The organism is Tepidimonas fonticaldi (assembly GCF_001675355.1).
Taxonomy (GTDB): domain Bacteria; phylum Pseudomonadota; class Gammaproteobacteria; order Burkholderiales; family Burkholderiaceae_C; genus Tepidimonas; species Tepidimonas fonticaldi.
In genome coordinates, this window is the sequence record NZ_LZDH01000045.1 from 36,830 (window position 1) to 50,160 (window position 13,331).

Annotated in this window: 12 protein-coding genes and 1 pseudogene; 4 read left to right on the forward strand and 9 right to left on the reverse strand. The window is 69.2% G+C overall.

Annotation, left to right across the window (positions count from 1 at the left end; all coding sequences use genetic code 11):
* Positions 1-40: 40 nt before the first annotated feature.
* Positions 41-961: a LysR family transcriptional regulator ArgP gene (locus tag A9O67_RS04345; protein ID WP_068607714.1), complete on the forward strand. Its 921-nt coding sequence runs from the start codon at positions 41-43 to the stop codon at positions 959-961.
* A gap of 23 nt (positions 962-984) precedes the next feature.
* Here A9O67_RS04345 and A9O67_RS04350 read toward each other — a convergent pair.
* The 3 genes and pseudogenes from A9O67_RS04350 to A9O67_RS04360 form a co-directional block, all read right to left on the reverse strand.
* Positions 985-2,222 (reverse strand): annotated as a pseudogene (locus A9O67_RS04350) (HD-GYP domain-containing protein).
* Complete coding sequence (locus A9O67_RS04355) at positions 2,216-3,142, reverse strand: metallophosphoesterase (RefSeq protein ID WP_068608256.1); 927 nt, start codon at positions 3,140-3,142, stop codon at positions 2,216-2,218. The pseudogene A9O67_RS04350 and the gene A9O67_RS04355 overlap by 7 nt, the downstream one beginning before the upstream one ends.
* Positions 3,142-4,110, reverse strand: a complete 969-nt coding sequence (locus A9O67_RS04360) for a LysR family transcriptional regulator (RefSeq protein WP_082955392.1) — start codon at positions 4,108-4,110, stop codon at positions 3,142-3,144. The genes A9O67_RS04355 and A9O67_RS04360 overlap by 1 nt, the downstream gene beginning before the upstream one ends.
* A gap of 108 nt (positions 4,111-4,218) precedes the next feature.
* On the opposite strand from A9O67_RS04360, the gene A9O67_RS04365 reads away from it, so the two are divergent.
* Positions 4,219-4,764 carry a hypothetical protein gene (locus tag A9O67_RS04365; RefSeq protein ID WP_068607717.1) on the forward strand — a complete coding sequence of 182 codons (546 nt, stop codon included), beginning with the start codon at positions 4,219-4,221 and terminating at the stop codon, positions 4,762-4,764.
* Positions 4,765-4,851: 87 nt separating this feature from the next.
* Here A9O67_RS04365 and A9O67_RS04370 read toward each other — a convergent pair whose 3' ends face one another.
* Together A9O67_RS04370 and A9O67_RS13550 are read right to left on the reverse strand one after the other, a co-directional pair.
* On the reverse strand, positions 4,852-6,723 hold the full coding sequence (locus A9O67_RS04370) for a phosphoenolpyruvate carboxykinase (GTP) (RefSeq protein WP_068607720.1): 1,872 nt from the start codon (positions 6,721-6,723) through the stop codon (positions 4,852-4,854).
* Positions 6,724-7,139: 416 nt separating this feature from the next.
* A complete protein-coding gene (locus A9O67_RS13550; RefSeq protein WP_197484434.1) occupies positions 7,140-7,283 on the reverse strand; it encodes a hypothetical protein in 144 nt (47 codons plus the stop codon).
* A 123-nt stretch (positions 7,284-7,406) separates the two neighbouring features.
* On the opposite strand from A9O67_RS13550, the gene A9O67_RS04375 reads away from it, so the two are divergent.
* Positions 7,407-8,207, forward strand: a complete 801-nt coding sequence (locus A9O67_RS04375) for a nucleotidyltransferase family protein (protein WP_068607722.1) — start codon at positions 7,407-7,409, stop codon at positions 8,205-8,207.
* Positions 8,208-8,277: 70 nt separating this feature from the next.
* A complete protein-coding gene (locus A9O67_RS04380; RefSeq protein WP_068607724.1) occupies positions 8,278-9,678 on the forward strand; it encodes an aminopeptidase P N-terminal domain-containing protein in 1,401 nt (466 codons plus the stop codon).
* 48 nt (positions 9,679-9,726) lie between these two features.
* Here A9O67_RS04380 and A9O67_RS04385 read toward each other — a convergent pair whose 3' ends face one another.
* The 4 genes from A9O67_RS04385 to A9O67_RS04400 all read right to left on the reverse strand — a co-directional run bounded on the left by A9O67_RS04385 (position 9,727) and on the right by A9O67_RS04400 (position 13,187).
* The gene (locus tag A9O67_RS04385) at positions 9,727-10,407 is read right to left on the reverse strand and encodes a GNA1162 family protein (RefSeq protein ID WP_068607726.1); all 681 of its coding nucleotides are present in this window, start codon (positions 10,405-10,407) and stop codon (positions 9,727-9,729) included.
* Positions 10,408-10,426: 19 nt separating this feature from the next.
* On the reverse strand, positions 10,427-10,804 hold the full coding sequence (locus A9O67_RS04390; RefSeq protein ID WP_068607727.1) for a DUF4810 domain-containing protein: 378 nt from the start codon (positions 10,802-10,804) through the stop codon (positions 10,427-10,429).
* 12 nt (positions 10,805-10,816) lie between these two features.
* On the reverse strand, positions 10,817-11,512 hold the full coding sequence (locus A9O67_RS04395) for a CsgG/HfaB family protein (RefSeq protein ID WP_197484435.1): 696 nt from the start codon (positions 11,510-11,512) through the stop codon (positions 10,817-10,819).
* A 169-nt stretch (positions 11,513-11,681) separates the two neighbouring features.
* Complete coding sequence (locus A9O67_RS04400; RefSeq protein ID WP_068608260.1) at positions 11,682-13,187, reverse strand: methyl-accepting chemotaxis protein; 1,506 nt, start codon at positions 13,185-13,187, stop codon at positions 11,682-11,684.
* Positions 13,188-13,331 lie beyond the last annotated feature (144 nt).

Here is a 13,331-nt window from a genome sequence, read left to right on the forward strand (position 1 = left end):
CAAACGGCGGTAACATCAGAAAAACTAATGCACAACCGCCATGACCGCCACCTTCGATCCCGACGCCCTCGAATGCCTGGCCGCCATCGTCGAGGAGGGCGGTTTTGAACGCGCGGCCCAGCGGCTGTCCATCACGCAGTCGGCGGTGTCGCAGCGGCTGCGCGCGCTGGAGGCGCAGGTGGGCACCGTGCTGCTGGTGCGCAGCCGCCCGATCAAGCCGACACCGGCGGGGCAGCTGCTCATCAAGCACGCCAAGATGATGCGGCTGCTGCGCGCCGACCTGGAGCACGACCTGCGCGACCTGGCGCCCACGCTGGCGCGCCGCCCGCGCGACGAGGGGCGCATTTCGGTGGCGATCAACGCCGACAGCATCGCGAGCTGGGCGCTGCCGGCCGTCACGCCGCTGGTGCGCGATGGCGTGCCGCTGGAAATCATCCACGACGACCAGGACTTCACCCACGAATGGCTGCGCGAGGGCCAGGTGATGGGCTGCGTGACCTCGCTGGCGCAGCCGCTGCGCGGCTGCCGGCTGGAGCCGCTGGGCCGCATGGCCTACGTCGCAGTGGCCAGCCCCGCCTTCGCCGCCGCGGCGCTGGAGGGGCGGCTGACGCGCCACAACTTCCACCGCGTGCCCTTCGTCGCCTTCAACCGCAAGGACGATCTGCAGCGCGACTTCGTCTGCCAGACCTTCGGGCTGCCCCAGGTGGTGCTGCAGCAGTGCTACGTCCCCTCGTCCGAGGGGCAGGTGCGCGCGGCGCTGGCCGGCTGGGGCGTGACCGTGGTGCCGCGCCTGGTGGCGGGGCCGGCCCTGCAGGCCGGCACGCTGGTGGACGTGGCGCCGGGCAGCGCCTACGCCGTGCCGCTGTACTGGCACTGCTGGAACCTGGACTCCGACGTGCTCACCCGCCTGACCCACGCGCTGCGCGACGCCGCGGCGACCCTGCTCGAGCCCATGGCCTGAGCCACGGCCCGCCGGCGCCGGATTCAGCCGCGCCCCAGCCCCGGGATGCCCGACCAGATCTCGTCGAGGTCCGGGATTTTCCACTGCGCCGGATCCTCGCGCTGCACCACCTGCACCGTGCAGCCCGGCGCCGACAGATCGACGCGCTCGGGCACGACCCGCTCCCCGCTGCGGGTGGAAACACCGTCTTGACCACCGGCTTGAGCAGGCTGCGCGGTGAGGGCTCGACCACGACCGCCAAGCGCCCGTTGCTCAGCCGCACCAGCGAGCCGACCGGGTAGATGCCCAGGCTGCGCACGAAGGCCTGAAAAACACGCTCGTCAAAGTGCCCCTTCCAGCTCGCCATGCGCTTGAGCGACTCGGCCGGATCCCAGCCCGCCTTGTACGGGCGGTTGGAGGTGATGGCGTCGTACACGTCGCACACGGCGCCCATACGGGCCACCAGCGAGATGCCCTCGCCCGCCAAGCGATCGGGGTAGCCCGTGCCGTCGTAGCGCTCGTGGTGGTGCAGGCAGACGTCCAGCGCCACCGCGTCGTCGATGCCCGCGGCGCGCAGCCGCTCCCAGCCCTTGCGCGGGTGCTCGCGCACGATCGCGAACTCCTCGTCGGTCAGGCGGCCGGGCTTGTTCAGGATCTCCAGCGGGATGTCGGCCTTGCCAACGTCGTGCAGCAGCCCGGCAAAGCCCGCCGCGCGGGTCTCGTCGTCGGGCAGGCCGAGCTGACGCGCCAGCGCGACCATCAGCGCGCACACCGCCACCGAGTGCATGTAGGTGTATTCGTCGGCGGTCTTGACGCGCGCCAGGCTGATCAGCGCCCCCGCGTTGCGCGTGACGCTGTCGGCAATGTCGTCGGCCACCGCACGCATGACCTGTCGGTCGATCGCACGCCCCATGCGCGCGTCCTGGAACATGTCCTTGACCGCGCCGCGGGCGCTGGCCAGCAGGCGGGCGGCGCGCTGCAGCTCGACCGACTGGCTGACCGGCTCCAGCAGGCGCTGCACGCGCTCGTCGTAGGCCTGCAGCGGCGCGATGTCCTGCGGCGCGTCCACCGCCTCGGCCACCGGCGCCTCGGGGGGCACATCGGCCCCCTGGCTGACGTCGATCCACACCTCGCGCACGGCGCTGGCGCGGATGCGCGCCAAGTCGGCCGGGTCTTCCAACAAAAAGCGGTTGCGCCAGAACGGGTGATCCAGCCACGACCCCGCAAAGCCGTGGATGAACATACCCAACCGGACGTCTTCGACGTGGATGCGCTTCAACATGCCTGTGTGTCCTGCCCCCCATTATCCCGCCGCGCATCCCCCGGGGGTACGGCCGGCGCCCCCGACGGCACCGCCACCACCGCCGCCGGGGCAAAGGCGCCCTGCTCGCCCTTGTCGGCATACCCCAGCGGATTGGCCACCACGCGGCAGCGGCCGACGCGGTAGTCGTGCGGGCAGTGCAGGTGGCCATGCAGCCACAGGTCGGCCAGCGGCAGCAGGTCGTCCAGCGCGTTGCAAAAACCGGCCGTGCTGGGCTGGATGCCGTAGCGCGGATCGGCGCTGCGCAGCGTCGGCGCAAAGTGGGTCACGACGACGGTGGGGCCGTCGAAAGGGGCCGACAGCGCCGCGCGCAGCCACGTCTGGCAACGCAGGGCCTCGTCGCGCATGGCCGCCGCGTCGAACAGCCGGCCCGCGCGCTGCGTGGCCATCTGGGTCAAATGGAAATTGGCGGCCCGAAAGGCCCGCTGTCGCTGGTGCAGCCGGTGCGCCTGCGGGTCGGTGATGGGCCGCGGCCGGCCACGGCGCTGCAGCGGCACCGAAGCCAGCGCGTCGAAGTCGCTCCACAGCGTCGTGCCCACGAAGCGCACCCCGTCGATGACGACCACCTCGCGCTCCAGCCATACGATGCCCAACCGCTCGCACGCCGCGCGCAGGCCCGCGTGGGCCTCGTCCCAGTCCAGGCCGTCGTACTCGTGATTGCCCGGCACGTAAAGCACCGGCGTGGGCCAGCCCCCGTATTGCGGCAAGGGCGAGAAGGCCTGCAAGCCCCAGTCGGGCAGCCCCAGCCGCCCCCCATCGGCGCGCCGTTGGTACGAGCCCACGTCCCCGGCCAGGACCAGCAGGTCGGCGTCCGCCGCCGGCGTGGGGACGAAACCGGTGTTGGCCTCCAAATGCAGATCCGACAGCAGTTGCACCCGCATCAGCATGCCTCGTCGGGGGAAGGAGCGCCGGCCACGGCGCGCACCACCGTCTCGCGCAGCCAGCGCTGGGCGCTGCCCAGCTCGGTTTGCCGGTGCCACAGCATGTCCACATGCACCGTGGGCACATCGATGGGCAGCGGCTGCACGGCCAGCTCGGCCGCGCGCCCCGTGCTGCTCAAAAAATGGTGCGGCAGCACCGTCAACAGATCGGACGTGGCCACCACCTGCCCGGCGGTAAAAAACTGGTTGACCGTCAACACGATGCGGCGCCGGCGGGACAGAGCGGCCAGCGCCTCGTCCACGAAGCCGAACGGCCGCCCGGAAAAGCTCACCAGCAGATGCCGCGCGGCGCAGTAGTCGTCCAGCGTCAGCGGCCCCTGGGCAAGCGGATGCCCGCGGCGCATCACGACGACGTAATGCCCCTCGTACAGCCGGCGCGACAAAAAGCGCGGCGCCTGCTCCTGCAGGTGGGTGGCGCCCAGCTCGGCCAACACCCCCGGAAAATAGCCGATGGCCAGATCCACCCCGCCGTCCTCCAGCAGCGGGCGCGGGTCGCGCGTGGTCAGGGGCAGCACGCGCAGCGTCACCCCCGGCGCCTCCCGGTCCAGGATTGCCACCAGCCCGGGGACGATCTTGGAGGCGGTGGCATCGGCCATGGCGAGCACGAACGCATCCTGCGCCTGCGTGGGGTCGAACGGCCCCGGCGCCAACGACTCGCGCAGGCGTTGCAGCGCCTCGCGCACCGCCGGCCAGATCTGCAGGGCCAGGGGTGTGGGCTCTACACCGTAGCCAGAGCGGCGCACCAGGTCATCGCCCAGCAGCTCGCGCAGCCGTCGCAAGGCGTTGCTGACCGCCGGCTGCGACAGAGCCAGGTTGTGCGCGGCGCGCGTCAGATTGCGCTCGGCCATCACCTCGTCAAAAACGCGCAGCAGGTTCAGGTCGAGGGTGCGGAAATTGAGTCGATTTATCACCCCGGTGAATATATGACATTCTAAAAATTAATTTGCAACTCATCAGGGCAAACCCTAATATGCGAACCATCGCATTGCTGCAACGCAGCATTCAGGAGTCACACCATGAGCACCACGCTGATCCACACCCCGAACCCGGCCCCCGCCGTGGGGGCCGGTGCCTCCCACGTCGAAGCCGCCCGCCGTGCGGTCGCCCCGCGCGCGCTGGCCACCTTGCTGCTGGCAGCGGGTGTGGCCGCGCTGGCAGTGGTGACGGATCGCCTCATCGACACCTGGGCCGACGGCCACCTGCTGGCCGCCTGGGTGCTGATGTGGGCGGTCGTCTTTCTGGGCAGTCTGCTGCTGGCCTCGCCCGCCCGCCACGCGGCCCAGCGCGTCATGGCCGGCCTGAACGGCTGGGCGCTGCGCCGCGCCGTCGCCCGCGCCGAAGCCCGCACCGCCGCGCTGGCGCGCCGGGACGCCCGCCTGCAGGCCGAGCTGAACGCCCTGCGCCAGCGCATGGAAACCCCCGACGCGGCCTGGGCGCACGCCCTCAGCCCGCTGGGGCCCGAGCCGACCGGCGCCGCCCACGCGGTGTACGAATGGACGCTCAGCCAGGCCGAACAGATGACTTGGCCCAACGGCCGGCGCTACAGCCTCTACTACGTTTGACCGGCGCGCGACGGCTCGCCCATCGCCCCGATCACCAGTGCAAAGGCCCCGCAACGCGGGGCCTTTGCCTTGGGAAGGAGCGTGCGCTCACCCCAGGATGCGCTGCACCATGCGCGCCTTGGTCTGCACCAGTTCGGTCGGCAGGTGGTGCGCCAGCTTGTCGAAGAGCTCCTGGTGCAGTTCCAGCTCGCGCGCCCAGTCCGCGGGGTTCATGTCGGTGACGGCAGCGAACTGCTCGGGGCCAAAGTCCAGGCCCTCCCAGTGGATCTCGTCGTAGGTGGGGCTGATGCCAAAGGCATGGTCCTCGCCCGACACGCGGCCTTCCAGCCGGTCGATCATCCAGCGCAGCACGCGCATGTTCTCGCCGTAGCCGGGCCAGATGAACTGGCCGTCCGCGTCCTTGCGGAACCAGTTGACGCAGAAGATGCGCGGCAGGGTGTGGCCCGCCTCTTTCAGCCGGTGCTCCATGTCCAGCCAGTGCTGGAAGTAGTCGCTCATGTGGTAGCCGCAGAAGGGCAGCATGGCAAACGGGTCGCGGCGCACCACGCCCTGCGCGCCGAAGGCCGCGGCCGTGGTCTCGGACCCCATGGTGGCGGCCATGTAAACGCCCTCCATCCAGGTGCGCGCCTCGGTCACCAGCGGCACGGTGTTGGAGCGGCGCCCGCCAAAGATGAAGGCGTCGATCGGCACGCCGGCCGGATCGTCCCACTGGGCGTCCAGCGCCGGGTTGTTGGTCGCCGCGACGGTGAAGCGGGCGTTGGGGTGCGCGGCCTTGCGCCCGGCGGCGCCATCGGCGGGCGTCCAGTCCTGGCCTTGCCAGTCCAGGCAGTGCGCGGGCGCGGGGCCCATGCCCTCCCACCAGACATCGCCATCGTCGGTCAGCGCCACGTTGGTGAAGATGACGTCGCGCGTCAGGCTGGCCATGCAGTTGGGGTTGGTCAGCGTGTTGGTGCCCGGGGCGACGCCAAAATAGCCGGCCTCGGGGTTGATGGCATAGAGCCGGCCGTCCGCATGCGGCTTGATCCAGGCGATGTCGTCGCCGATGGTGGTGACCTTCCAGCCCTCGAAGCCCTGGGGCGGAATCAGCATGGCGAAGTTGGTCTTGCCGCAGGCGCTGGGGAAGGCTGCGGCGACGTGGTACTTCTTGCCCTCGGGGCTGGTCACGCCCAGGATGAGCATGTGCTCGGCCAGCCACCCCTGGTCGCGCCCCATGACCGAGGCGATGCGCAGTGCCAGGCACTTCTTGCCCAGCAGCGCGTTGCCGCCGTAGCCAGAGCCGTAGGACCAGATCTCGCGCGTCTCGGGGTAGTGGACGATGTACTTGGTGGTGGGGTTGCACGGCCACGCGACATCGGCCTGCCCCGGCTGCAGCGGCGCGCCCACGGTGTGCACGCAGGGCACGAAATGCCCGTCGCTGCCCAGCACGTCGTAGACGGCGCGGCCCATGCGGGTCATGAGCTTCATGTTCACGACCACATAGGGGCTGTCGGACAGCTCCACGCCGATCTGCGCGATGGGCGAGCCCAGCGGCCCCATGCTGAACGGGATGACGTACATGGTGCGGCCGCGCATGCAGCCGTCGAACAGACCCGGCTGGCCGTCGCGCCCATGCTGCAGAATGGCCCGCATCTCGGCCGGGGCCATCCAGTTGTTGGTGGGGCCGGCGTCCTCGGCGCGTTCGCTGCAAATGAAGGTGCGGTCCTCGACGCGCGCGACGTCGGACGGATCGGTCCAGGCCAGATACGAGTTGGGGCGCTTGACCGGATCCAGCCGCTTGAGCGTGCCGGCCGCGACCATCTGCTCGCACAGGCGGTCGTATTCGGCCTGGCTGCCATCGCACCATTCGATGCGGTCGGGCTTGCACAGGGCGGCCATGTCGGCCACCCAGGCGATCAGGCGGGCGTGTTTGACGTACGCGGGGGTGTTGAGCTGGAGTCCCTGCATCACGGGAGCATTCATGGCGGTGAAACCCTGGATCGCGGTGCGCCCGAGCCTGCCCCAGCGGATGCTGGCCGACACGCTCCGGCGACTCAATGGCATCGAGCCGGTGCCGCGCACCGGCCGTCGGGGACCCCACGGCCGATCGTCACACGGATCGCGGTGGCGGCAACGACACGAGGCCCGCGGGATGGCCCGGGCCCATGCCGGTCCGGCGGGGTCGAGCGGGCATTGTATGTAGCGCCCCCGCGGGCCGGGGCGCGCTCGTCGAAAACACCATGCAAAATATGCATGGAATCATGACACCCCGATGACGGCCGCGGCACCTGGTACCTCACCCACGCGCCAATGACAAAACCCCACCAGGCCACAACCCGGCGGGGTCACTCACGCAGGGCTGCGCGGTGACGGGGCAAGCGCCCCCGCGCGAAGCCCGATCAGGCCATGAAGACGGCGATGAAGGCCAGCAGGAACATCAAAATGGCGCCGGCCACCGGAATCAACCAGGGGATCACGGGGACGATGGCCTCGGCCGGGTCGGCCGCGGCGGCGCTGTGCTCGGTCGAGGGAACGTGTGCCATGCGGGATCTCCAGGGTTGTCGGGACGGAGCGGCAGCGATGGCCGCCCGCTGGATTGTAGACAAAATGCCCCCATGCACGATCACCCGCCAAGCGCGCCGCCCACCGCAACGCCCATTCCGCCGATGGCCAGCCCAGAACCGCACGAACCGCCCGCCGAGGCCCTGCTGCTGGCCGCCGGCCGCGGCGAGCGCATGCGCCCGTTGACCGACTCGTGCCCCAAGCCCCTGCTGCCCGTGCGCGGCCGGCCGCTGCTGGTCTGGCATCTGGACGCGCTGGCCCGCGCGGGGGCGAAGCGCGTGCTCATCAACACCGCGTGGCTGGGCGAGCAAATCCCGACGGCTTTGGGCGACGCGCACGATGGCCCGCACGGTCCCATGGCGCTGGCCTATTCGATGGAGGGCCGGGACTTCGGCCGCGCCCTGGAAACGGCCGGAGGCATCGCCCGCGCCCTGCCGCGGCTGGCGGATGTGTTCTGGCTGGCGGCGGGGGATGTCTTCATGCCGGATTTTGGCTTCGACCCGGCGGCGCGGGCGCGCTTTGCCTGCAGCCCGGACCTGGCCCACCTGTGGCTGGTGCCCAACCCGCCACACCATCCGCGCGGCGATTTCGGGCTGGATGCGCAGGGCCTCGCGCTGGATCTGCCGGCCGACGACCCGCGCCCGCGCTGGACCTACTCCACCGTGGCGCTGCTGCGGCGCGCGTTGTTCGAGCCGCCGTGGTGCGACATCCCCCCCGGCAACCCCGATGGCATGGCCGCGCCGCTGGCCCCGCTGCTGCGCCGGGCCATGGCCGCCGGCCGCGTCACCGCCGAAGTCTGGGCAGGCGCCTGGACCGACGTGGGTACCCCGCAACGCTGGGCCGCGCTGAACGCGCCATCCGAGACGGCGGGCACGGCGGCAGACCCGACGCTCGAGGGCGGGTGAGCGCACGGCCATGGATCGGCCATGGCCCGCCCCCGCTGCGGGGGATCGCGCCCCCCGTATCATCCCCGCCATGACGACCCCCATCCCCCACCAAGCCCGCTATGCGCAGCGGCGTGCCCGGCTGGCGGCCCAGCTCGGCGACGGCGGCATCGCCATCATCCCCACGGCGCCCGAGCGGGTGCGCAACCGCGACAGCGAATACCCCTTTCGCTTCGACAGCTACTTCTACTACCTGACCGGCTTTACCGAGCCCCGCGCCTGGCTGGTGCTGACGGCCGAGGGACACGCCACCCTGTTCTGCCAGCCCAAGGACCTGGAGCGCGAAATCTGGGACGGCTACCGCCTGGGCCCGGCGGCCGCGCCCGGCGCGCTGGGGGTGGACGAGGCCCACTCGGTCGACGAACTGGATGCGCGCCTGCCCAAGCTGCTGGAAAACCGCCGCGCCGTTTGGTACCCGTTTGCCACCCACGCCGGGCTGGAGGCGCGCATCGACGGCTGGCTGCACAAGGTGCGCGCCCGGGTGCGCTATGGGGTGCTGTGCCCCGATGCGCAGCGCGACGTGTGCGCCCTGCTCGACGAAATGCGCCTGGTGAAGGACGCGCACGAGCTCGACGTGATGCGGCGCGCGGCGCAGATCAGCGCACGGGCCCACATCCGCGCCATGCGCCGCTGCGCGGCCATGATCCGCGCCGGCGAGGAGGTGCGCGAATACCACCTAGACGCGGAGCTGCTGCACGAGTTTCGCCGCAGCGGCTCGCAGTCGCCGGCCTACGGCAGCATCGTCGCCGCCGGCGCCAACGCCTGCGTGCTGCACTACCGCGCCGACGCCGCCCCGGTGCGCAACGGCGATCTGGTGCTGATCGACGCCGGCTGCGAGCTGGACGGCTACGCATCCGACATCACGCGCACCTTCCCCGCGAACGGCCGCTTCAGCGGGCCCCAGCGCGACCTGTACGAACTGGTGCTGGCCTCGCAGCAGGCCGCCATCGACGCGACCCGCCCCGGGGCGCGCTTCGTCGATGCGCACGATGCGACGGTCAAGGTGCTGGCGCAGGGCATGCTGGACCTGGGCCTGCTGGACAAGAACGACGTCGGCCACCTGGATGACGTGATCGAGAAGCGGCACTACTTCCGCTTCTACATGCACCGCACCGGCCACTGGCTGGGACTGGACGTGCACGACGTCGGCAGCTACATCGAACCGGCCGAGGTGGGCCAGGTGAGCGAGCGGCGCGACCCGCTGAGCGGCGAGATCATCCGCGACCGCCCCAGCCGCATCCTGCGCCCGGGCATGGTGCTGACCATCGAGCCCGGCCTGTACGTCAGCCCCGCCGCCGGTGTGCCCGAACACTTTTGGAACCTGGGCATCCGCATCGAGGACGACGCCGTGGTGACCGACCACGGCTGCGAACTGATCACCCGCGACGTGCCGGTGGAGCCCGACGCGATCGAGGCGTTAATGCGGGGGTGAGGGGGAACCCCAAGGCGTCAACAGACGCCCTGGGGCGCAGCCACGGGGTCACTGGAGGGGACGATAGCAGTCCGTCCCATCCTTGCCGACCTCCGGACACAATGTCCCAGCCGGCAGTTTTTGACTCCAGATCAAGTGCGACGCCGCCGACCCCGCGACGCGATAGGCAAAGTTGCTGCTGTCACGCACGACCTGCGACACCAACGCGTTGATGAGCAACGCCGCCACGCTGCTGGTGTCCTGATCCACGTCCTCCCATTTGGCGCGCCCCTCCCAGAGCACGCGTCCCGTCTTGAGCGAGACCAGCCGCCCTTGCAGCTCCACCCGGGCCACCGTTCGCACCAGTTGGTAGTGGGTCCCGTATTCGTGGATGTCCACAAAGAGCGCCGCGTCCGTGCCGAACACCTCGGCCAGTTTCTCGACCGGAATCTCCTGCACCAAGCCCCAATCGGCCACGCCGTTGTCCCGCAACACCGCCTGGACCAAGGTCGGCGCGGGGACCTCATAACCCTTGGACGCCATGGCGACATAGACATGGGGGTAGACGCTCTCACTCGCCCGCAGGTCCTTGGCGTGGTTGACCGGCGGCAGCACCACCACCGAACGAGGTTTCTCGACGGCAAACTCGGGCGTCGCCGACACCAAACGGTTGGGATGCCCGTGGCTCGCCTCGATGCCCTGCGCTTGAACCCCCGCAGTCGCGAGCAGGCTCAACGCCGCCGACAGCACGACTCCTCCCAGCCAACGATCACGACTTCTCATCCGCCTTGCCCTCCTTGTTTTGTTTTTGCAGCCAGGTGACGAACCCCCTGAGCGACGGATACCGCTCGGCCTCGAGCTCCAGGTACTGCCGGGCCTGCTCATATTGACCCAACCGCTGGTGCAGCAATGCCATGTGCATCGCCATGCCCGGTGGCATCGGTGTCCCAGCTTTTTGCATGAGCGCGCGTTGCTGCTCCATCGCCTTCAATTGCTGATCAGGGGGCAACGCTTGCTTTAGATCCTCGTGCAAGATCGTGGGATATTGGCCCCACTCATACAAGGGCGCCCGTTTGGGCCCGGACGCACAACCCGCAAGAACCACCGTGGCCGCAATGACGGCCCACGTGCTCAATCCAGCGCGCATCTCACCCTCCGGTCAGTTGGCCCAACGGCGAACGTCCAACCCTTTGACCAGATCATCCACCGCCTGGCGAATCGCCAGGTCAATGACCTTGCCCACCAGCGTGGAGTCATATCCGGCCGTCCCACCAAAACCCAGCACCTCGCGGGCCGCCAATGCGTATTCGCCCGCGCCCTGCGCTGAGGCCACCACGGCACCGGATTGGACGTCCGTGACATTGATCATCACCTTGGCGTAGGCGACCTGCTCCTTGCCCCGGCCCAGAATGCCGAACAGCTGCTTGTCGCCAACCTCCTTGCGGCCCATCTCGGTGATATGCCCCGAGACGACAAAGCGGGCGCCTTTCAGATTGAGCTGCCCTCCGGCGATGGACGCTTCTTGTCGGATTTCGCTCATGTTTTCCCGGTCCATGACCGTGAAGCGCCCCGTCTGCGTCAAATGCGCGATCAGCGCCGTCTTGGCCTGATTGCCCACGCGATCCACACCATCCGAAAAGGCCCCGCGCATGAACGCGCTTTGATTCTCAAATTTGCCGATGGATACCGGAACCCGCTGTTGCGCCGGAACCGGGTTCACGGCCTGCGACATCGCCGCCTGGGTTTGCGTGGCGGCGACGACCCGGTTGGTCTCCGTCGCGCAACCCGCCAAACCCAGCGCGCCTGCGCCGACCCCCAAAGCCAGTGCAATCCGCGCACCGACCGTCATCGCCATCCCTACCGAATGCTGGCTCACATGCCCCTCCCTTCTTGCATGCTGTTGGTCATCAGTGCCGCATTCACCCGCGGCACTGGCAAAGTGTATTCAACCGCCCAATCGTTCACGCCGAAACCCGACCGCATGTTGCACGAGCGCGACATGAACGTCTTTCACGACCATGCCCTCACCCCCGCATCGGCAACACAAAACGATCCACCTCCTGCGCCAGCGACTGCGCGAGCTGGCGCATGGACGCTGCCGCGGCGGCGGTCTGCTCGACCATGGCGGCGTTTTGTTGCGTCATGCGGTCCAGTTCCTGCAGCGACTGCCCAACCTGGGCGATGCCCGCATCCTGCTCCGCGGCACCGTGCGCCACCTGATCGAGCAGCCGATCCACCCGCTCCGCCGAAGCCACGATGTCGCGCATGGCCTGCCCAGCCTGGGCCACGACCTGCGCCCCCGCGCCCACCTGCGCCATGCTGGCGTCGATCAAGGCCTTGATCTCGCGCGCCGCCGCGGCGCTGCGCTGCGCCAGGCTGCGCACTTCGTCGGCCACGACGGCAAAGCCGCGCCCATGCTCGCCGGCTCGGGCGGCCTCGACGGCCGCATTGAGCGCCAGAATGTTGGTCTGGAACGCGATGCCATCGATCGTGCCAATGATTTCGCCGATGCGCTGCGACGACTGGCGAATGTCGGCCATTGTCCGCTCCACATCCTGCATGACCTGCCCGCCGGCGCCGGCGCTGCGGGCGCTGTCGCGGGCCGTCTGGGCGGCCTCACCCAGCAGGGCGGAGCCGCTCTGGACGGTCGCCACAATCTGCTCCATCGACGCCGCCGACTCTTCCAGGTTGGCGGCGGTGGCTTCGGTTCGCGCGGACAGGTCGTGCGCCCCCGCCGCGATCTCGGCGCTGGCCTGAACGATCTGGGTACTCGACCCGCGCACCCGTTCCACCATGTGGCACAGGGCATCCTGCATGGTCCGCAGATCAAGCAGGAGTTGCGCCGTCTCGTCGCTGCCACGGGGTTGGGGCGCGCGCGTCAAATCGCCCCGCGCGATCGCCTGCAGATGCTCACGGGTTTCGCGCAACCCGGCATCCATGACGCAGTAGAAGCTGAAAAACAGATACCCCGACACGATCAAGGCCAGCAGCGAAATCCCCCCCGCCCATTGCCAGCGTTGCCACTCGGCGGCGCGCAGATCATCGACATAAATGCCTGAGCCAATCACCCACCCCCACGGTTCAAAGCCTTTCACATACGAGAGCTTGTCCACCGGTTCGCTGCTGCCGGGGCGCGGCCATTGATAGGCAACAAACCCCTCGCCCGCGCGCCGGACCTGATCCACAAACCCCTGAAACAAGGCAAATCCGTTGGGATCTCGAATGTCACCCGCGGGCTGCCCGTCGAGCTTGGGGTTGATCGGATGCATGACGACCCGAGGCTGCATGTCGTTGATCCAGAAATACTCGCTGCCGTCATAGCGCAATGCGGCCACCGTCCGCTTGGCCAAATCCTGCGCAGCCGCCCGGCTCAATTGACCGGATTGCTCCAGGCCATGCGCCCAAACCAGCACCCCGTGCGCCACCTCGACATGCTGGCGCGTGGCGTCCATGCGCGCCTGACGGGCCTCCCGTGCCTGATTGGCCAGCAGCCCCAGGATCAGCGCCACCATCGGGAGCATAAAACTCATGGAAATGAGCAGCGCCTTGCCCGCAAAACGCAAACGCTGAAAGCACCGCACGCCCGGCGACAGAATCGGGTGAAACGCCACGGACCGCGGCCCGAAAGACGGCTGGGCGGGGGTGGTCAATACCACGGGCTGACCCAATGTAGC